This window comes from Burkholderia sp. 3C, from assembly GCF_054589155.1.
Genome location: NZ_BAAILN010000066.1, coordinates 384,145 through 403,641, shown reverse-complemented (window position 1 = coordinate 403,641; position 19,497 = coordinate 384,145). Strand labels below are relative to the sequence as shown.

Sequence of the window (19,497 nt, the reverse complement as noted above, 5' to 3'; positions counted from 1 at the left end):
GCGCGGCGCCGCCCGGCGTCGCGTCCATCGATTTCGCCTCGTACTCCGATTCATTTCCTTCCCGAGCCGGGATGCGCCAACGTGCGCCATCCGGTGCCCCGACACGCTCATCGTGCTCGCGATTGGCGCCGTTCTGCTTCGATATTTCCCCGGAATCTCGCTTTGCACACCCGTCGGCGGCCTTGCATCGGCCGGCGAAATCGTACGACCACCAAGGGATCTGGCGTTTCGCCGAGGTCACTAATCAGAATCTCTGATAGCTGAAATTGAACGAACGGGCCTACCCCGGATGAGGCTGCTCCATTAACTTGAGCGGCAACTTCACTTTGATCAAGGCCATTTCATGTCGAAACTGAATCTCAAGTTGCTGGGCCCATGCTTGCTCGCGATTGCGATCGATGCCATGGGTTTCGGCCTGGTGTATCCGATCATGGCGGCGATTTTTTCCGATCCGCATTCGGGCATCATCGGCGCGGGCACGAGCCCGCAATTGCGCAACTTCTATCTGGGGCTCGGCTACGGCGTCTATCCGTTCTTCATGTTCTTCGGCTCGTCGCTGATGGGCGAACTGTCGGACGGCTACGGACGTCGCAAGATCATGCTGCTCTGTATCTTCGGCCTGGCGGTCAGCTACCTGCTGATGGCGCTCGGCGCGTTGTTGCCGAGCATCGCGCTGTTGTTGGTCGGGCGCGGACTGAGCGGCCTGATGGCCGGCTGCCAGGGGATCGCGCAGGCCGCGATCGCCGATGTCAGTACGCCCGAAACCAAGGCGTACAACATGAGCATCATGTCGATGGCGTTCAGCGCGGGGGTGATTGTCGGCCCGGTGCTGGGCGGCGTGACGTCGGATCGCACCATCCTGCCGATCTTCAACTACGGCACGCCGTTCCTGCTGGTCGCCGCGCTGTCGGTGGTCTGCGGGCTCTGGACCTTCTGGTACTACCGCGATGCGAATCCGCCGAAGGGCTCGACGCGCGTGGACCTGCTGCTTCCGCTGCGCATCATCTACCAGGCCGGGCGTCATCATCGCGTGGCCTTCCTCTCGATCGTGTTCTTCCTGATGCAGGTCGGCTACGGCCTCTATCTGCAGACGATCATGCTCGTGCTGCAAACGCGCTTCGGCTATACCAGCTCGCAGCTCGGCCTGTTCAGCGGGCTGATCGGCATCTGTTTCGTGTTCGGCTTGATGGTGATCGTGCGCCTGATGCTGAAGATCTGGAACGTGGTGGACATCGCCAAGCTCGGCTTGCTGGTTGCCGGCGTCGGCCAGGTGCTGTCCGCACTGTTCCCTCACGAAAACACGCTCTGGCTGCTCGGCACCGTGGTGGGCTGTTTCGACATGGTGGCCTACACGACGATGTACACCGCCTATTCCGATGCCGTCGCGGTCGAGCGGCAAGGCTGGGCGCTCGGCGTGGCCGGTTCGGTGATGGCGATCGCCTGGGTGGTGACCGGCTTCCTGACCAACCTGTTGCCGGTGCTGGGTGAGTTGGGACTCCTGATGGTGGGTGGCCTGAGCTTCATCCTGAGCTTCCTGATGATGGTGGCATACGGCAGGAAGTGGTCGCCGGTTGCGGCCGGATCGGGGGCGCGCGCCTAAGACTGAGGTTTTGCGAGCGGGCGGCGGCGCCGTCCGCGCGAGCTGATCCGGGCCTTCCGCCCGACCGTCTCCAACCCAGCATTTCATCGACAGCAAAGGATCAACATGTTGACTCACACTTCGCAGAAGCAATCTTTCGATATGGTCATCGTCGGCGCGGGCGTTGCCGGCCTCTACATGCTGCACCGCGCGCGTCAGGCCGGCATGCGAGTGCGTCTTTACGATGCGGCAGGCGGAATCGGCGGTACCTGGTACTGGAATCGCTATCCGGGCGCGCGGGTCGACATCGAGAGCTTCGAATATTCGTACTCGTTTTCCCGCGAGCTGGAGCAAGCGTGGCACTGGACGGAGCGCTATGCTTCGCAGCCCGAGCTGCTGCGCTACTTCGATCACGTCGCGACGCGATTCGGGCTTTACGAAGATATCCAGCTCGATACGTGGATCGATTCCGCCGTGTTCGACGAAACGCGCGATCTTTGGCAGATAAAAACTCGGGACAACGAATCAATTGAGGCGCGGTTCTGCGTGATGGCAACCGGATGCCTGTCGGCCCCCAAGGTGCCCGATATTCCCGGTTACGCCAGCTTCGGCGGGGAAACCTACTTCACGTCGCGCTGGCCGCACGAGCCGGTCGAGTTTGCCGGCAAGCGCGTCGCGGTGATCGGCACGGGGTCGTCGTCGATTCAGTTGACGCCCGTCGTCGCGCGCTCCGCCCGCCATCTGACCGTGTTCCAACGCACGCCGAACTACAGCATTCCGCTGCGAAATCAGCCGATGGACGCCGCCTACGAGGCGCGCATGAAGGCGAACTACGCGGAGTTGCGCCGCATGGAGTGGCAGTCGCCGGGCGGCTTCGTCTGCGTGGGCGGTGAGCCGCGGCAACCGCTGCGCGTCTCCGCGATGTCGGTGTCGGCCGAAGCGCGCCAGCGTGAATTCGAAGCGCGTTGGGACGCGGGCGGCCTTTGTCTCTACACCTCGTTCAACGACTTGCTGACCAACGAAACGGCCAATGCCGAGCTTTCCGAGTTCGTGCGTGCACGGCTGCGGGCCAAGATCGACGATCCGGTGCTGGCCGACAAGCTCGTGCCGCGCGACCATCCGATCCTGACCAAGCGCCTGTGTGCGGACAGCGGCTACTTCGAGGCATTCAATCGCGACAATGTCTCGCTCGTCGACTTGCGCGAGACGCCGATCGAATCGATCACGCCGCGCGGTATCGTTGCCGGCGGCGTCGAACAGGTATTCGACATCATCGTGTTCGCGACCGGTTTCGATGCGGTGACCGGTGCGCTGCTGAACGTCGATATTCGCGGCCGCCGCGAGCTGGCGCTGCGCGAAGCCTGGCAAGACGGCCCGCAGACCTATCTCGGCCTGATGTGTGCCGATTTCCCGAACCTGTTCAATATCGCCGGCCCCGGCAGTACGGCCTCGTTGAGCAGCGCGGTGCCCTGCGACGAACACCAGGTCGATCTCGTCATGAAGCTCGTCGAACACACCCGCCAAGCCGAGGCGACGACGATCGAACCGACCGACGACGCCCAACGCGCCTGGACCGAGCGAATTGTCGGGATTGCCGAGAATTCGCTGCTTCATCGCACCAATTCCTGGTATCTCGGCGCCAACATTCCCGGCAAGCCGCGAGTCGTGATGCTCGATCTCGAAGGTTTCGATGCCTACATGGCGTTTTGCGACGACGTGATCGCGCGCGATTACGCCGGCTTCGCATTGGGCCGCGTCGGGGCGGCTGCCTCGCTCGCCGACAGCGTCGCGGTGGCCTGAGCCGGCCACGTCCGTTTTTCGCCTGACATGCACCGGCGTTGCGCCGGTGCGCGATGGCCTTCACGAAGGAAACCTCAATGAGCAAGCTTTATTCAAGCGCGGCTGCCGCGCTCGAAGGCATCGTCGCGGACGGTCAGACGGTTGCCGTGGGCGGCTTCGGCCTGTGCGGGATTCCCGAGGCGCTGATCGCCGCGCTGCGCGACACCGCCGTCAGGAACATCACCTGTATCAGCAACAACGCGGGCGTGGATGGCTTCGGCCTCGGACTGCTGCTCGAAACGCGGCAGATCAGGAAGATGATCTCGTCGTATGTCGGCGAGAACAAGGAATTCGAGCGCCAGTACCTGTCGGGCGAACTCGAGCTGGAATTCACGCCGCAGGGCACGCTGGCCGAGAAGCTGCGCGCCGGCGGCGCGGGCATCCCGGCGTTCTTCACCAACACCGGCTACGGCACCGTGATCGCGGAAGGCAAGGAAACCCGCCAATTCGGCGAGAACCACTACGTGCTGGAGCCGTCGCTGACGGCCGATGTCGCGCTCGTGAAGGCCTGGAAGGCCGACAAGTCGGGCAACCTGATCTATCGCCGCACCGCGCGCAACTTCAACCCGATGTGCGCGATGGCCGGCCGCATCACGGTGGTGGAAGTCGAGGAAATCGTCGAGAACGGCGAGCTCGATCCCGATCACATCCACACGCCGGGCATTTTCGTGCAGCGTCTCGTGCTGAATGCGACGCCGGAAAAACGTATCGAACAACGCGTCGTGCGCGCGAAAGGAGACTGACATGGCCTGGAATCGTGACCAGATGGCTGCGCGCGCGGCCAAGGAACTGCAGGATGGTTTCTACGTGAACCTCGGCATCGGCATGCCGACGCTGGTGGCCAACCACGTGCCGGCGGGCATCGAGGTGTGGCTGCAGTCGGAAAACGGGCTGCTCGGCATCGGGCCGTCGCCGACCGAAGCGGAAGTCGACGCCGATTTGATCAACGCGGGCAAGCAGACGGTGACCACGCTGCCCGGCTCGTCGATCTTCTCGTCGGCCGATGCGTTCGCGATGATTCGCGGCGGCCACATCAACCTGGCGATCCTCGGTGCGATGCAGGTCAGCAGGCAGGGCGACCTGGCGAACTGGATGATCCCCGGCAAGATGATCAAGGGCATGGGTGGTGCGATGGACCTGGTCGCGGGCGTCAAGCGCGTGGTGGTGCTGATGGAGCACGTCGCGAAGGGCGATCAGCACAAGATCCTCGACGAATGCAATCTGCCGCTGACGGGCGTGGGCGTGGTCGACCTCATCATTACCGATCTCGGCGTGATCGAGGTGACGCCGGACGGCCTGGTGGTCACGGAACTGGCCGACGGCGTCGGCATCGATGAAATCCGCGGCAAGACGGGCGCACGACTGGACCTGAGCCGGGTGGCCTGACGGCGCGCCAAAGGCCGGAGAGCATGCTGCAAACGCGTTTCAACAATAAATTTCGCACTGCGAATAATAAACAAGAAGTGACAAGGGCATCGTAGTTTTTCCATACGAACCGTCGTGAACCTGAGAGAGATATCCATCATGAATGAACCTCAAATCCCGAAGTTCAAACCGTTGACGCGACATACCATCACGCAGACGCCGCAATGGGCGTCGATGTCCGCCGAGCAGCAGGAGGCGGTCGATATCGTGTCGCGTGTGCTGCCGTTCCGCGTCAATGCCTATGTGTTGAACGAACTGATCGACTGGAACAATATCCCCGACGATCCGATCTATCGGCTCACGTTCCCGCACCGCGACATGCTGCGCGAAGACGAATATGCATCACTGCGCAAGCTTGTGCAGGCCGGCGCGAGCGAGATGGAAATCGAGGCCGCCGTGACGACCATCCGGATGCGCATGAATCCGCATCCGGCTGGCCAACTGACGCACAACGTGCCCTACCTCGACGGTGCGCCGCTTGCCGGCCTCCAGCACAAGTACCGCGAGACGGTGCTGTTCTTCCCGAGCGCGGGCCAGTCGTGCCATGCGTATTGCACGTTCTGCTTCCGCTGGCCTCAGTTCGTCGGCATGGACGAACTCAAGTTCGACGCGCGCACGTCCGGCGACCTGGTGGCATACCTGCGTCGTCACCCGGAAGTCACCGACATCCTCGTGACCGGCGGCGATCCGTTGGTGATGAATGCGCGCTCGTTGAACGAGTATCTCGAACCGCTGCTGACGCCGGAATTCGCCCACGTTCAGAACATCCGGATCGGTACCAAGTCGGTCGCCTATTGGCCGCATCGCTTCGTCACCGACAAGGATTCGGACGACCTGCTGCGCGTGTTCGAGAAGGTGGTTGCCTCGGGACGCAACCTGGCGCTGATGGGCCACTACAACCATCCGCGCGAGATCCAGCATCCGATCGCCGAGCAGGCGGTGCGTCGCATCATCGGCACGGGCGCCAGCCTGCGCATCCAGGCGCCGCTGATTCGCCACATCAACGAGGATCCGGCCAACTGGGCCGATCTCTGGACGACCGGTGTGCGGCTGGGTGCGATTCCGTATTACATGTTCGTGGAGCGGGACACCGGGCCGAGCGATTACTTCAAGCTGCCGCTCGCCCGTGCCTACGAGATTTTCCAGGCGGCCTACAGCCGCGTGTCGGGGCTTGCGCGCACGGTGCGCGGCCCGTCGATGAGCGCGTTCCCCGGCAAGGTCATGGTCGACGGCATTGTCGAGCTGGGCGGCGAAAAGGTGTTCGCGTTGCAACTGCTGCAGGGCCGCGATCCGTCCTGGGTGCGCCGGCCGTTCTATGCGAAGTTCGATCCCGAGGCGACCTGGTTCGACGAACTGGTGCCGGCGTTCGGCGAGAAGCAGTTCTTCTTCCAGAAGGCGCTGTCCGAGATGGAGCACAAGCCCGGCGCGCGGCATATCCCGATCCACCCTGCCGGGGCGGTCGATGCGAACCTGCTGGAGGTGGTCGAATGAGCTTCGCCAAACCTGCCGACGATCCGGTCTACGAAGTGTTTGCGCTGCGTTACGCCACGCACGATACGCGCCGCAGCGGCGAGAACTACCTGGGTCACGATCCGCACGACGATATTTCGATGCCGCTCGATTTCTACGTCTGGGTGATCCGCGGCAATGGCCGCGTGGTGCTCGTCGATACCGGCTTCGATGCAGCGACGGCGGCCCGCCGGGGGCGTCGCTACCTGCATTCGCCGCTGGCGTTGCTGGGCGAGCTGGGCATCGCGGCGGGCGACGTGGATACGGTCGTCATCAGCCACATGCATTACGACCACGCGGGCAACATCCGCGCGTTCCCCGATGCGACGCTGCGCCTGCAGGAGGCCGAGATGGCCTATTGCACCGGTCGTTGCATGTGCCACGACGTGGTGCGCAAGCCGTTCGAGGCACGCGACGTGTGTGCCGCGATCGAGCAACTGCATGCGGGCCGCGTGGTGTTCACGAATGGCGACGAGACGATCGCGCCCGGAATCGAGGTGCATCTGATCGGCGGTCATACGGCCGGCTTGCAGGCCGTGCGGGTGCGTACGGCGCGCGGCCAGGTGGTGCTGACGAGCGACGCCGCCCACTACTGGGATCATGTGCGCGCCGGCCGGCTGTTCCCGATCGTCCATCATGTCGCCGGCATGCTCGATGGCCATCACACGCTGAAGCGGCTCGCCGACGGGCCCGACCACGTCATTCCCGGCCACGATCCGTTGGTGCGGACGCGTTTTCCGCGCTGGAACGGCCATCCCGATATCGTTGCGTTGCACCAGCCGCCGCTGGCCGAGCCGGAGCCGGCCGATGCCCTGCGCGACGACGTCGAGCTCGAAGCGGGAGGTGTGCGATGAGCTCGACGATACCGATCGCCATTATCGGCATGGGGCCGCGCGGCGTGACCGTGCTGGAACGGCTGCTCGAGCAGGCGCAGCGCATTCCGGCAAGCGTCACGCTCGACATCACCGTGTTCGACCCGAACGAGTGCGGGCAGGGCGTGCATCGCGCTTCCCAGCCGGACCATCTGCTGATCAACACCGTCGCGTCGCAAGTCACCATGTTCGCGCCGCAGAGCCGGCTCGGCCGCGACGGCATGCTCTCGCTGGTCGAGTGGGCGCAGCGCGACGGCTACCGCGTGGTGAACGGCGCGTTCCGGCGCGCACCGGAGAGCGAGGGGCGTGCGATCGACGATACCGATCACCTTCCGCGCAGCCTGCTCGGCGAATACCTGGGCTGGATCTACGCGCGTATCGTCGCGGCGCTGCCCGACAACGTCAGGATCACGCGCCGCCGCGCCAGCGTGGTGGACCTGCTGCCGCTTCATGACGGCTACCAGGTGATCCTGGAAGATGGCGCCTCGCAACCCGCGCAGTTCGTTTTTCTGACGACCGGCCATGGCCGGCGCCGCCAGACCGACACGGATCGGCGTTTCTCGCAGTTCGCGAAACGGCACTTCTTCAATAACCCCGAGCTCGCGTATCTGGCGACGCCGTATCCGATCGAGACGCTCAATCCGATATCGGCGCGCGCGACGGTTGCGATCCAGGGCTTCGGACTGACCGCGCACGACGTGATCTCGGCGCTGACGCTGGGGCGCGGCGGCCGTTATGTCGAACGAGACGGCCAACTGGTGTACGAGAAGTCGGGCCTGGAACCGCAGATGCTGCTGGTGTCGCGCCAGTGCCTGCCGTTCGCGGCGCGGGGCATCAATCAGAAGGGGCTGACCGGGCGTCACGAGGCGCGCTTCTTCACACCTGCGGCGGTGACGCGGCTGCACGAGGCGGCCTTCGAGGCGAGCGGCGACCCACGTATCGATTTTCGCGATCAGGTCTTGCCGCTTCTCATCAAGGAAATGGCCTATGCGTACCGAATCGCCGCGCAGCGCGGCGAGGTCGATGCCGCGTGTTTCGAGCCGTCGGCCGACGAGTTGCAGGCGGTGCGCCGGATTCTCTGGCCGCTGTACGACCAGGAGTTCCGCTCGTTTGCCGATTTCCATGCGTTCTTCCACCGCCTGTTCGGCGATGACCTGGCGCAGGCGCTGCGCGGCAATCTGGACAGCCCCGTGAAGGCGGCCACCGATGTGCTGCGCGACACCCGCGAGGCGTTGCGCGTGGCCGTGGAATACGGCGGACTGACGCCGGATTCTCATCGCTATTTCGTCGAGGATTTCAACGCGATCACGAATCGCGTGGCGTTCGGCCCGCCGCTGCGCCGCAACCGTGAATTCATCGCGCTGCACGCCGCCGGCCTGATCGACATCGCCGGTGGCCCGGGCACGCAAGTGATCGACTGCGATGCGAGCGCGCGCTTTCGGATCGAGGCCCGCTACGGCGAACGCCTTGAACGCTGGTACGCCGACGTGCTGATTGCGGCGCGGCTCGACAGCTACAGCCCGCTGACCGATGCGTCGCCGCTGTCGGCCGCATTGCTTGCGCGCGGCATCGTCCGCCCGTTCATGAACGGCGATTACCACCCGGGCGGCCTCGATATCGATACGGGCTTGCACCCGGTCGGCGCCGACGGGGAGAGCCGCACGCGGCTCTGGGCGATCGGCTTCCCGGTGGAGGGGGCGCATTTCTATACGCATGCGCTGCCGCGCCCGGGCATCGCGTCGCGACAGACGCGCGATGCGGCGTGTTGCGTGGAGGAATTGCTCGACGTGATCGCCGTGGAACACGCGCTGTCGGCGCCGAACCCGGCACGCGCCCCCACCTGCGGTGATGCCGCTCTGGCCATTGCAGAGGAGGACTGATCATGATGACGCTGCACGATTTTCACCGTTCCTCGGCTTCGTTCCGAATCCGCATCGCGCTGAACCTGAAGGGCCTGGCCTGCGAGCAGGTCGAGCAGGATCTCGATGCCGGCGCACACCGCGGCAGCGCCTATCTGGCGCTCAACCCGCAAGGGCTGTTGCCCGCGCTGGTCGTGGAGCGCCGCGTGCTGACCCAGTCGTCGGCGATGCTCGAGTATCTCGAGGTGGTGTATCCCGAGCCGCCGCTGTTGCCGGCCTCGCCGATCGATCAGGCGCGCGTGCGCGCGCTGTTCCAGGCGATCGCCGCCGACACCCACCCGCTGACCACGATGCGCGCCGGCCGTTACCTGTCGAACGTGCTCGGCGCCGACGACGCGGCCGTCAGGCGCTGGAAGCAGCACTGGATGATCGACGGCCTGAACGCGGTCGAAACCATGCTCGCGGCCGATCCGGCAACCGGTGACTACTGCCACGGCGGGCGCGTGTCGTTCGCCGATATCGCGCTGGTGCCGCAGGCGGTATCCGCGCAGAAAGCCGGCATTGCCATCGACCGGTTTCCGACCGTCGAGCGCATTGTCGGCCGCTGCATGCAATTACAGGCGTTCCGGGATGCCCATCCCGACGCTTGCTCACCACAACCTGCACTGACCAAGGAGTGACCATGCAGCCCATCGAAGGAGACATTCTTCCGTTCTCCGAATATCTCCAACTGACGTCCAAGCCGATTGCCGACCCGGTGGTCTGGCGCTGGCAGTCGATCGAATCCGAATCCAGCGCGCGCATTCATAACACGCAAGGCACGTTGGCGCTGTCCGGCGGCAACGTGGACGAGCACGGCACCGTGGCGCCCGATCTCTCGCTCGTCATTCAGGTGTTGAAGCCGGGCGAAACCACGGAACGCCATCGCCATTCGTTCTGGCATCTGTACATCGCGCGCTCGGGCTCCGGCGAGATCGCCTTCGGCGAAGACGGCGTGACCGAGCACATCGAGCCGGGCGATACCGTGTTCGTGCCCGCCTGGTGTTTCCACGCGATCGGCAATCGTTCGGGGAGCGAACCATTCGTGCTGTACCGGCTGCAGAACCTGCCGCAGAACGCCAGCAACGGCAACCTGATGCGCGAGATCGGCGGCAAGTTGCAGGTGATCTACGCCGACGCGGGCCTGGCCTCGCATCGATGATCCACGCCGAAGCGCGGCGCCGCTTGCCGCGCTTCGGCATTCCTGGCCGCAACGGAGAAACGAGTGAGCTACACCTTCGAAACAGGTCGCATCTATCGGATGCCGACGCATTTCGGGCCGGCGCCGGGGCCGCGGCAATTGCCCGACGGGCTGGTGGCCGATCCGAACAGCAAGCCGAAGCGGATGAGCGTGTCCGCTTCGTTCCTGACCGACGCCGCAAGTCTGGAGCGGCATCTGCCCGAGCATTTCGTGCTGGCCGGCGAGCCGGTCGTGACGGTCGAGTTTCATTACCTGAGCGAGATCGACTGGCTTGCCGGACGTGGCTACACGATGGTCCATGTGAGCTGGCCCGCCACCTTCAAGGGCTTGCGCGATCGTGCCAGCGGCAAGTTTCTCGCGGCCGTGTGGGAGAACCTCGCCGATCCGATCATCACCGGCCGCGACGAGATCGGTCATCCGAAGCTGTTCGCCGAGGTGCCCGCGCCGCGTGCCTTCGGTGGGCAGCAACTGTGCGAGGCCGGCTGGATGGGCTTTCGCTTTCTCGAGCTGGCGCTCGGCGATCTGCAGGAGGCGCCCACGCGTGCACCGGCAAGCGCCTCCGACGGCACGCTGATGTTGAAGTACAAGCCGCGCACGGGCGACTGGGGCGAGGCGGACCTCTGCGAGGTCACGCTCACGCCGAGCCTCGATCCGCATGTCACGGTCGAGCGACGGTTCACCGGCGCGCCGCGATTGCAGTTTCATCGCGCGAGCTGGTCCGACCTGCCGACCATGGCGCACGTCGTCAACGCACTGGCCGACCTGCCGGTGCACGAAATGCGCGGGGGCGCCGTGGTGCATGCGCACGGCGGCAAATCCTATCGCGACCAGCGCGTGTTGCGCTGACCCGGCGGCGCGCCTGCGCCCGCCATTTTCATCTTCCGCCGGGTGCGCAGCGCCCGGCGTCAACCGAGAAAGAGGTAATGCCATGACCGAAGCCACCCGCGCCTTCACCCAGCAATTCGACGTCGCCTATCGCGATCAGGACCCTGCCGGCCACGTCAGCGCGACGATGTATTACGTCTACATGCTCAACGCCTACATGGCCTATGCGCATGAACTGCTTGACGTGCCGCTTACCGAAGGCATTCCGCAGATCATGCTGAAGACCTCGTGCGAATACGTGCATCCCGCGAAGTGGGGCGACCGGCTCGAAGTCAGTGCGGAAGTGGTGCGGCTCGGAACCAAGAGCTTCGACATCGCGTACCGCATCACGATCGCGGGCCATCCCGATCAGGTGATCGCCACCGGCGGCTCGACGCACGTCGCGTACGACTACGCGACCGAACGGACCGTGCCGCTGTCGGATGCGTTCCGCGAGCGCGTGCAGGCCTACCAGGAACCGGCGCGCGAAACCGAGGCGCTGGCCTGAGCGGCGAGGTCGTCCGTGCGGCCCGGTGCGCCGGGCCGCTTTGCCATCTGTCCAAGGGGAACCGGCATGTCCACTGTCGCATCGGCCCAGGCCGGCGAAGCCGCGTCGCATCTGTATCGACGCATCGATCGCCGCCTGCTGCCCTTTTTGCTCGTGTGTTATCTGTTTGCCTGCCTGGATCGGCTCAACGTCGGTCTTGCGAAGCTGCACATGCAGGGCGATCTGGGTTTTTCCGAGGTGCAGTACGGCATCGGCGCCGGCATTTTCTTCATCGGCTATGCCCTGTGCGAAGTGCCGTCGAACCTGCTGCTCGCACGCACCGGCGCGCGCAAGGCGATCAGCCGGATTCTCGTGCTCTGGGGGCTGACGTCCGCGGCGATGGCGCTGACGCGCGACGTCGGCACGTTCTACGCGCTGCGTTTCCTGCTCGGCGTGTTCGAGGCAGGCTTCACGCCCGGCATCCTGTTCTACCTGACGTTCTGGTATCCGCCATCGAGAATGGCCAATGCGATCGCCGTCGTCATGATCGGCGGCCCGCTCGCGGGGGTGGTGGCGGGCCCCGTCTCGATGTGGGCCATGACGGCGTTCTCCGGGCGAATGGGGCTGGCGGGGTGGCAGTGGATGTTCCTGATCGAGGGGCTGCCCTGCGTGTTGCTGGGCCTTGCCGCGCGCAAGCTGCTGGCGGATACGCCGGCCGAGGCGCACTGGCTGACAGCCGACCAGCAACGGCGCCTCGCCGCCGACGTGCCGCCGCCCTCGACGGGGCCGGTGCGGCACGGCTTCGCACGCATGCTGACCGATCCGCGCATCTACCTGATGGCGGCGGCTTACTTTTGCATCATCTGCGGCATCTACCTGATCAACTTCTGGTTGCCCGCGTTGCTGAAATCGAACGGCGTGACGGACCCTGCCCGGCTCGGCGCGTATTCCGCCATTCCGTTCGCGTTCGCCGCGCTTGGCATGTTCGTGATCGGGAAGCGCTCCGACCGCCGCAACGAGCGGCGCTGGCATAGCGCGGTGCCGGCGCTGGTCAGCGCGTTGGCGCTGGCGGTAGCGGCCTGGATGGCTAGCGGCCTGGTGTCGGTGCTGGCATCGATCACGGTGGCGACCGCGTCGATGTGGATGGCCTATACCGTGTTCTGGGCGATACCACCGGCCTACCTGAAGGGCACGTCGGCGGCGGGCGGCATTGCGCTGATCAATACGATCGGCGTGCTGGGCGGCTTCATGAGTCCGATCGCGATCGGCTGGCTGCGTACGGCAAGCGGCGATTTCCGTGCCGGGCTCGGCCTGATGGTGGGCGTGATGGCCGTGGGCGCGGTATTGCTGGCGGCGATCCGGCAATCCTCGGCCAGGCGCGAGCCGCATGCGATCCTCGTGGCCGAGACGGTGGAACCCTGAGCGGGCGGCGCCGGCCGTTGCGTAGCCGCGCGGTCGCTCAAGCCGCCGCCATTACCAGCGCAACACCCTCGGCCCTAGCAGCGCGCCCACCAAAGTCGGCACCAGCATCCCGAGCAGATACCACACGCCCCAGAACGGCACGCCCATCTCGGGGCAGTGCAGGCAGTAGACGAGCGTGGCCAGCGCGCCGGCCAGCAGGCCGCCCACCGCGCCGGTCAGCGCCAGGCGGGTGGGCGCGAGGCCGCGCAGCGCCGCCATGATCGCGACGAAACCGGGCGCGGACAGCATCGCGATCGCGAACGGGCAGACGCGCCAGGTCGTGCCGAGCACGAGCGCCAGGCGTTCGCCGGACGGCGTGCCGGCCAGCATCACGGCGGCGCACAGCCAGACCGCCAGCACCGGCCAGGCGATCAGCAGCCCAGGCCGCGCGGCGCGGGCGCCGGGGCGCGCGAGCTTGGCGACGGTGGCGAGCGCGCCGGCGGCCAGCGCGAGCGGCAGCGCGACCTTGGCCCAGAACAGCGGCGTGCGCACGATCTCGGCGAGATCGTGGCGCAGCCCGAGCACGGCCAGCATCAGCACGAACGCGCCCGCCACGCCGGCCGCGATGGCGACGGCGAAGCGCTTGGTGGCGGCATGGCGGTCGACGCGCGGGGCGCCGGTCGCCAGCATGGAAATCAGGTCATCGGTTTTCATGGTGTGTCCCGCATCGTGGCGGCCGGGCGAATCCCGTGCCGTGCGGCGATGTCATGAGTTCGCTTCGGTGGCGCGGATGGTTACAGCGAAAACGAGAAATTCCCGAAATTCTACGATGATGCGCCGCCGCCCGGGGCCGGGACGCCGGCACTGAAGCCAGCACCGGCGCGGATTCCGGCCACCGTCACCGCCAGCGTGGTGCCCGTCGCGCCCGAGGCGATCCGCAGCACGCCGCCGAGCCGCTCGACGCGCGCGCGCAGGCTGCCCATGCCGATGCCGCCGTGCGGGCTGGGCGCTTCGGGGTCGAACCCGCGCCCGTTGTCGGTCACGCTCAGGCTCAGGCCGGCGGCCGGATCGTCGGTCACGGCGATGTCCACGCGCGTCGCGCCGCTGTGGCGCAGCGCGTTGGTCACGGCTTCCTGCAGCACCCGCATCACGTCGAGGCAGACGGCGTTCGGCAGGTGCAGCGCGTCGATGCCGCTCAGTTGCCAGCGGCAATCGATGTCCTGCGCCTCGAACGCGCGCGCGAACCGGTGGCGCATCGGCGCGATGAAGCCGTCGAGCGTGCGCGTGCCGGCGTGGTCGAGCGAGGCGGCGTCGATGATGATGCGCAGGTCGTCGCGCAATTCCTTCAGGATGCCGAGGAAGCGCGCGGGCGGCATGTCCTGCGGCGCGTGCTCGAGCGTCGTGATGCTCGACACCAGCGTGCCGCCGAGGCCGTCGTGCAGGTCCTGCGCGAGGCTCAGGCGTTCGCTCAGTCGCGCGTTGGTGACTTGCAGCGCGTGCTCGCGGTCGAGCGTGGCGCGCAGCTCGCGCTGGGCGTCGGCCACCGCGCCGGTCAGCTCGTCGTTGAACTGCTCGATGCGGCGCAGGTTGGTGACGAAGCGCCAGGCCAGCACCAGCGCCATGCCGATCATCTCGAACTGCGCGGCGATCGACGAGTAATAGATGTTGTCGGACAGCACGCCGAGGAACGTCAGGATGTCGTGCACGCAGGCCGCGATGAAGATCAGCATGCAGGCCGACAGCGCCAGCCGGTCGCCGCGCGGCCAGCGCACCGCGAACACCACGAAGCCGCTGCAGCAGGCGATGAACACCAGCGCCGGGATCAGGGCGATGGCCGCGCGTACCGTCTCGATCGCGTCGCGCGGCGCGGCCAGCATGGCCGCCACCTGCGCGGCCGACAGCAGCCACAGGCCCCATTCGAGGCGCGGGTAGCGGCGGCCGGCGAAGCGCAGCGTGAACATCGCGAAGCCGGTGCTGAACACCACCACCGCGATCGACATGGCGGCTTCCCAGCCGTCGGTGCTCGGGAACGGCCACGGCGAGGTGGCTGCCTGGTTCAACTGGAAGCACCACCAGGCGATCGATTGGAGTCCGAACCAGCCGTACACGCTCTGGCGGCGGCGCATCAGCCACAGCACCACAAAGAAGCAGCCGAGCGTCGAGGTCACGGCCAGGCTGTAGAGCTGGAGGTCGCGGCGGATTTCGTGGGCATGGCCGTAGCGATGCTCGACCACGCCCGGCGGCCCCACCACCACCGCGCCGAGGCCCGGCGCGTAGGCGGACAGGCCCGACACGCGGATCAGCAGCGTATCGGCGTCGGCGCGCAGCAGCGGCGCGGGCAGCAGCCAGCGGCGCGGCGAGTTCCAGGCGCGGCTCAACGGTTCGACGAGTTGCGGATCGCTGGCGATCAGCGTGTCGTTCAGATACACCGCGCCCGCCATGTTCAGGTAGTCGACGAAGGCGGCGGCGGGCTGGCCGGCCAGGCAGCCGGCGGCCCAGTTGATGCGGTACCAGACCACGCCGTCGAAGCGCGGCCAGCGCGTGGTCCAGACGTCGGGCAGCGTGACGGGCACCCAGCCGGTGGCGGGCGGGGTGGTGTCGGTCCAGCCGGCGGCGCGCGCGGCGTCGATCCGCAACGGGCAGCCCTCGGCGCGCGGCGCGGCGAACGCCGACGGGATCGCGCGCGACGGCGACGGCGTGGACGACAGCGCGAAGCTCGGCGAGGTGAGATGCGGCGACGGGTTGAAGCGGCGCGACGCGGGCTGGGCGGGCGCGGTGGCCGAATCCGAACCGGTGGCGATGGCCGGGATGGCCGAGGCCGGATCGGCTTGCGCGGCCAGCACGGTGGCCGGCGCGGCCACGGTTGCGGCCACGGCCATGACGCCGGCCGCGAGCAGCGCGCGGGCGAACCGCGTCGCGCGTTGCGCGCGGAGGCCATCGAGCGCCGCCAGCCCAAGCCCAAGCCCAAGCCCAAGCCCAAACGCGCCGAGCATCATCATCACCGAATCGGCTGCGGCACCCCATGGCGGATTCCTGCCTGGCGCGGTGCCGCGCTCAATCCGCTGCACGCTCGGTTTCGATCTGCGATCGCAGATGCGCCATCTGTCGGAGCTGCCGTGCATGGGCTAGGGCAGCAAGCCGTGCGCGCGCGCCTCGAACACGGCCTGGGTGCGCGATCGGACGGCCAGCTTCTTGTAGATGTTCTTGATGTGGCATTCCACGGTCAGCCGCGACAGCGACAGCAGCTCGGAAATCTCGCGGTTGGTCAGGCCCTTGCTGACGATGCCGAGGATCTCGATCTCGCGGCGGCTCAGGCGCACCGGCGGCGCGCCGTTGCGCGACGGCAGCAGGCCGGTGGCGGCCGGGCTGCCGGGGGCGGGCGCGGCGTTCACGGTGGTATCGAGGATATGGCGCGCGACGAACGGGTCGATCGGCGCGCCGCCGCGCAGCACGCTGCGGATCGATAGGGCGATCTCGAGATCGTCGCGTTCCTTGAGCAGATAGCCGGTGGCGCCGGCCTGCAGCGCGCCGACGATGGTCGGGCCGGTGCTCCAGGTGGAGATCACGACGATCGGCAACGCCGGATCGGCCTCGTGCCATTCGCGGATCAGTTCGATGCCGGAGCCGTCGGGCAGGCCGATGTCGACCAGCGCGATCGCGCAGGGCTGCGCGGCGCGCATGGCGCGGGCTTCCGAGAGGCTGCCGGCGTACAGCAGCGCGTCGTCCGTGTAGCCGAGCGAGGTCAGGATCGCGGTGAGGCGCCGCTGCATCAGCGGCTCGTCATCGACGATCAGGAGCGGGCCGGGTACCAGGGGTTCCGGTGGCAAAAGCGTCATGGGTGCGTATCGGTGACGAAATCGGGCGTCCGCGCCGGGTGGGCGGCGGAGCTGCGCTCGCGGGTCGCGAGGCGATGTCATCGCATGATACGCGAGGGTCCGGTCAGCTTCCTTACGGATTTTGACGTTTCGCGTGTATCTACACATTCGGCCGGGAACCGGAACGCGATGCCGGCCCGCGTCAGTCGGCGCGGCCTCCGGCGGCGCCTTGAGCCGGGCCACCGATGCGCGCCGACGCCTTGCCGTCGCGCGTGCGAAGCACGGTGAAGCCGCCCGCGAACGCGAGGCTGGCCGCGGCGGTCATGGCGATCAGCGGCACGGCGCTGCCGTCGGCCGCGGCCGTCAGCCGGTCGAGCAGGGCGCCGCACAGCGCCGTGATCGCCATCTGGATGAAGAAGAACAGCCCCGAGGCGGCCCCGGCGATCTCGGGGAACGGTTGCAGCACCGCGAACTGGCAGGCCGGAATCGCGATGCCTACCGCCACCATCGCCACGAACATCGGCGCGACGAGGGTGAGCGCGCTCGGCGCGTGGCCGAGGTTCAGGGCGCACAGCGCGGCGGCGGCGGCGAGGTTCAGGCGCACCGCGCGCGCCAGCACGGCGTCGGCATCCATCCGCGCGTGCATCCGGCGATACAGCGCCGAGCCGGCCGGATAGCCCGACACCGTGATGCCGAACACGGCCGCATACGCTGCGTCGGACAGGTGCAGGCGCCGCTGGAACAGCGCCGACGAACCGGCGATGAACGGGAAATACGTGCAGTAGACGAAGCTGATCGACAGCGAGTAGCGCAGGAAGTGGCGATTGCGCAGCAGCCGTGCGTAGGTCGCGCCCAGCCCGCGCAACGGATGCGCGCCGGCTGCCCGGGCGATCGCTTCGCCACGCGTTTCGGGCAGCAGGCGCCAGGTGAACCACGCACCGGCCACGCCACCGATCGCCAGCATCACGAACACCGCGCGCCAGCCGCCGACCGCCGCCACGGCGCTGCCGGCCAGCGGCGCGATCACCGGCGACAGCGCCATGCCGGCCGACAGCGCGCTCAACAACGCCACCTGGCGTTTGGCGTCGAAGCGCTCGCGCACGATCACGCGGCCGATCACCGCGCCGCCGCAGCCGCCGAGCGCCTGGATCACGCGCGCGGCCACCAGCGCCGGCACGCTGGTGGCGAGCGCGCATGCCAGCGTCGCCGCCACGTAGACGGCCAGCCCCGCGAGCAGCACCGGGCGCCGCCCGTAACGGTCCGACAGCGGCCCCATGATCAGCATCGAGGCGGCGTAGCCGGCCATGTAGGTGGTCAGGGTGGATTGCATCTGCGCATCGGTGGCGTGCAGCGCGTCGGCCATCGCGGGGAGCGCGGGCAGGTAGGCGTCGATTGCCGCGCGCGGCAGGCAGACGATCAGCAGCAACAGGATCAACCAGGCGCGTTCGGAGAGCGGGCGGGACGAAGCAGGCATCGGACGAATCGGCGAAGGAAGGGGAGTTCGGACTGTACGGGTCATGTGGTATAAGCCGAAGATCCATTTGACCAATTCAGGAGTGGACCACTATGGCGCGAGGCAAGGCCGCGATTCCGCTCGATCTGCCGAGGCCGCCGGGCCTCGCGGCGCAGGGCGGGGCGTCGAAGCAGGACCGGATCGCCGATGCGCTGCGCGAGGCGATTCTGCAGCGCCGCCTGCCGGCCGGGGCCGCGCTGCCCTCCACGCGCACGCTGGCCGAGCGCTGGCGCATCGCGCGCGGCACCGTCGAGGCCGCGTTCGAGCGGCTCGTCGCCGAGGGTTATCTGTCGCGTGTGCGCGGTTCGGGCACGCGCGTCAGCGCGGTGGTGCCCGATACCTACCTGATGGCGCCGGGTGAGGCGATGGCGTCCGCTGCTTCACCGCCTCTGCCGCCGCTTCTGCCGTCAGCTCTGCCGTCAGCTTTGCCGCCGCCGATACCCGCCGCTCCGGCAAGCGCCGATTCGCCGAGCGGCAACCGCATCGGCGTGCCGTTCGTCGCGCGGCTGGCCGATCCTTCGCTGCTGCGCCTGAGCGAGTGGAAGCGCCAGCTTGCCGGCGCGCTCGCGGGGCTCGAACCGGCCGATCTCGGCGCGGCCTCGCCGCACGGCGAACCGGCGCTGCGCGCGCGGATCGCGGCCTGGCTCGGCGAATATCGCGGCATCGCCTGCGAGCCCGACGACGTGTTCATCACCACCGGCATCCGCCATTCGCTCGACCTCGTGATGCGCGCGATCGACGTGCGCGGGCGGCGCGTGGCGATCGAGGACCCGGGTTACCCGATGACCGCGCAACTCGTCGAGTTGAACGGCGCGCGGGCGCTGGCCGTGGAGGTCGATCCGCAGGGGCTGGTGGCGGCGCGGCTGGCCGGGGCGCGGGATGTCGCGGCGGTGTGCGTGACGCCCGCGCACCAGTCGCCGCTGGGCGTGACGATGTCGGTGTCGCGCCGCCTCGAATTGCTCGACTGGGCGCAGCGGCACGAGGCCTGGGTCGTCGAGGACGACTACGACGGCGAGTTCAGCTATCAGGCCGCGCCGCTGCCGGCGCTCAAGGCGCTCGACCGCCACGCGCGCGCGATCTACTGCGGCTCGTTC

17 protein-coding genes are annotated in these 19,497 nt (G+C 67.4%); 13 read left to right on the top strand and 4 right to left on the bottom strand.

The annotated features are described in order from the left end of the window. Window positions 1–343 precede the first annotated feature (343 nt). The 12 genes from ACYP33_RS12150 to ACYP33_RS12095 all read left to right on the top strand — a co-directional run bounded on the left by ACYP33_RS12150 (window position 344) and on the right by ACYP33_RS12095 (window position 13,096). On the top strand, window positions 344–1,600 hold the full coding sequence (locus ACYP33_RS12150; protein WP_414449101.1) for an MFS transporter: 1,257 nt from the start codon (window positions 344–346) through the stop codon (window positions 1,598–1,600). Window positions 1,601–1,705: 105 nt separating this feature from the next. After that, window positions 1,706–3,379 (top strand): flavin-containing monooxygenase, encoded by a 1,674-nt coding sequence (locus ACYP33_RS12145; protein ID WP_459621895.1) that lies wholly within the window; start codon window positions 1,706–1,708, stop codon window positions 3,377–3,379. A gap of 77 nt (window positions 3,380–3,456) precedes the next feature. Then, entirely contained in the window at window positions 3,457–4,161 is a 705-nt protein-coding gene (locus tag ACYP33_RS12140) for a CoA transferase subunit A (protein WP_459621893.1), read from the top strand. A 1-nt stretch (window position 4,162) separates the two neighbouring features. Beyond that, entirely contained in the window at window positions 4,163–4,804 is a 642-nt protein-coding gene (locus ACYP33_RS12135) for a CoA transferase subunit B (RefSeq protein ID WP_459621891.1), read from the top strand. A gap of 138 nt (window positions 4,805–4,942) precedes the next feature. Beyond that, complete coding sequence (locus ACYP33_RS12130; protein WP_414449105.1) at window positions 4,943–6,334, top strand: KamA family radical SAM protein; 1,392 nt, start codon at window positions 4,943–4,945, stop codon at window positions 6,332–6,334. Further along, window positions 6,331–7,206, top strand: coding sequence for an N-acyl homoserine lactonase family protein (locus ACYP33_RS12125; protein WP_459621888.1), 876 nt, complete (start codon window positions 6,331–6,333; stop codon window positions 7,204–7,206). Before ACYP33_RS12130 ends, ACYP33_RS12125 begins: the two co-directional genes overlap by 4 nt. After that, window positions 7,203–9,104: an FAD/NAD(P)-binding protein gene (locus ACYP33_RS12120; RefSeq protein ID WP_459621886.1), complete on the top strand. Its 1,902-nt coding sequence runs from the start codon at window positions 7,203–7,205 to the stop codon at window positions 9,102–9,104. Before ACYP33_RS12125 ends, ACYP33_RS12120 begins: the two co-directional genes overlap by 4 nt. 2 nt (window positions 9,105–9,106) lie before the next feature. Beyond that, window positions 9,107–9,763, top strand: a complete 657-nt coding sequence (gene maiA / locus ACYP33_RS12115; protein WP_459621884.1) for a maleylacetoacetate isomerase — start codon at window positions 9,107–9,109, stop codon at window positions 9,761–9,763. A gap of 2 nt (window positions 9,764–9,765) precedes the next feature. Next, window positions 9,766–10,284 (top strand): cupin domain-containing protein, encoded by a 519-nt coding sequence (locus ACYP33_RS12110; protein WP_414449109.1) that lies wholly within the window; start codon window positions 9,766–9,768, stop codon window positions 10,282–10,284. Window positions 10,285–10,347: 63 nt separating this feature from the next. Next, complete coding sequence (locus ACYP33_RS12105) at window positions 10,348–11,169, top strand: acetoacetate decarboxylase family protein (protein WP_414449110.1); 822 nt, start codon at window positions 10,348–10,350, stop codon at window positions 11,167–11,169. Window positions 11,170–11,251: 82 nt separating this feature from the next. Further along, window positions 11,252–11,695, top strand: coding sequence for an acyl-CoA thioesterase (locus ACYP33_RS12100; RefSeq protein ID WP_414449111.1), 444 nt, complete (start codon window positions 11,252–11,254; stop codon window positions 11,693–11,695). 66 nt (window positions 11,696–11,761) lie between these two features. Then, window positions 11,762–13,096 carry an MFS transporter gene (locus ACYP33_RS12095; protein WP_459621880.1) on the top strand — a complete coding sequence of 445 codons (1,335 nt, stop codon included), beginning with the start codon at window positions 11,762–11,764 and terminating at the stop codon, window positions 13,094–13,096. A gap of 51 nt (window positions 13,097–13,147) precedes the next feature. Here ACYP33_RS12095 and ACYP33_RS12090 read toward each other — a convergent pair whose 3' ends face one another. The 4 genes from ACYP33_RS12090 to ACYP33_RS12075 all read right to left on the bottom strand — a co-directional run bounded on the left by ACYP33_RS12090 (window position 13,148) and on the right by ACYP33_RS12075 (window position 18,364). Then, window positions 13,148–13,789, bottom strand: coding sequence for a DUF1109 domain-containing protein (locus tag ACYP33_RS12090; protein WP_459621878.1), 642 nt, complete (start codon window positions 13,787–13,789; stop codon window positions 13,148–13,150). A 110-nt stretch (window positions 13,790–13,899) separates the two neighbouring features. After that, a complete protein-coding gene (locus ACYP33_RS12085; protein WP_459621876.1) occupies window positions 13,900–16,074 on the bottom strand; it encodes a sensor histidine kinase in 2,175 nt (724 codons plus the stop codon). A 126-nt stretch (window positions 16,075–16,200) separates the two neighbouring features. Then, complete coding sequence (locus tag ACYP33_RS12080; RefSeq protein WP_414449114.1) at window positions 16,201–16,911, bottom strand: response regulator; 711 nt, start codon at window positions 16,909–16,911, stop codon at window positions 16,201–16,203. Window positions 16,912–17,092: 181 nt separating this feature from the next. Continuing rightward, complete coding sequence (locus ACYP33_RS12075) at window positions 17,093–18,364, bottom strand: multidrug effflux MFS transporter (RefSeq protein WP_459621873.1); 1,272 nt, start codon at window positions 18,362–18,364, stop codon at window positions 17,093–17,095. A 92-nt stretch (window positions 18,365–18,456) separates the two neighbouring features. On the opposite strand from ACYP33_RS12075, the gene ACYP33_RS12070 reads away from it, so the two are divergent. Beyond that, window positions 18,457–19,497, top strand: a 1,041-nt coding sequence (locus ACYP33_RS12070) for an aminotransferase-like domain-containing protein (RefSeq protein ID WP_459621871.1), incomplete at its 3' end; no start/stop codon positions are given.

Excerpts from the sequence above, each read along its gene's own strand:
- ACYP33_RS12090 (WP_459621878.1), bottom strand. The coding sequence starts at position 13,789 with ATGAAAACCGATGACCTGATTTCCATGCTGGCGACCGGCGCCCCGCGC.
- ACYP33_RS12130 (WP_414449105.1), top strand. The coding sequence starts at position 4,943 with ATGAATGAACCTCAAATCCCGAAGTTCAAACCGTTGACGCGACATACC.
- ACYP33_RS12095 (WP_459621880.1), top strand. The coding sequence starts at position 11,762 with ATGTCCACTGTCGCATCGGCCCAGGCCGGCGAAGCCGCGTCGCATCTG.
- ACYP33_RS12140 (WP_459621893.1), top strand. The coding sequence starts at position 3,457 with ATGAGCAAGCTTTATTCAAGCGCGGCTGCCGCGCTCGAAGGCATCGTC.
- ACYP33_RS12110 (WP_414449109.1), top strand. The coding sequence starts at position 9,766 with ATGCAGCCCATCGAAGGAGACATTCTTCCGTTCTCCGAATATCTCCAA.
- ACYP33_RS12120 (WP_459621886.1), top strand. The coding sequence starts at position 7,203 with ATGAGCTCGACGATACCGATCGCCATTATCGGCATGGGGCCGCGCGGC.
- ACYP33_RS12150 (WP_414449101.1), top strand. The coding sequence starts at position 344 with ATGTCGAAACTGAATCTCAAGTTGCTGGGCCCATGCTTGCTCGCGATT.
- ACYP33_RS12100 (WP_414449111.1), top strand. The coding sequence starts at position 11,252 with ATGACCGAAGCCACCCGCGCCTTCACCCAGCAATTCGACGTCGCCTAT.
- ACYP33_RS12075 (WP_459621873.1), bottom strand. The coding sequence starts at position 18,364 with ATGCCTGCTTCGTCCCGCCCGCTCTCCGAACGCGCCTGGTTGATCCTG.
- ACYP33_RS12145 (WP_459621895.1), top strand. The coding sequence starts at position 1,706 with ATGTTGACTCACACTTCGCAGAAGCAATCTTTCGATATGGTCATCGTC.
- ACYP33_RS12085 (WP_459621876.1), bottom strand. The coding sequence starts at position 16,074 with ATGATGATGCTCGGCGCGTTTGGGCTTGGGCTTGGGCTTGGGCTTGGG.
- ACYP33_RS12125 (WP_459621888.1), top strand. The coding sequence starts at position 6,331 with ATGAGCTTCGCCAAACCTGCCGACGATCCGGTCTACGAAGTGTTTGCG.
- ACYP33_RS12135 (WP_459621891.1), top strand. The coding sequence starts at position 4,163 with ATGGCCTGGAATCGTGACCAGATGGCTGCGCGCGCGGCCAAGGAACTG.
- ACYP33_RS12080 (WP_414449114.1), bottom strand. The coding sequence starts at position 16,911 with ATGACGCTTTTGCCACCGGAACCCCTGGTACCCGGCCCGCTCCTGATC.
- maiA (WP_459621884.1), top strand. The coding sequence starts at position 9,107 with ATGATGACGCTGCACGATTTTCACCGTTCCTCGGCTTCGTTCCGAATC.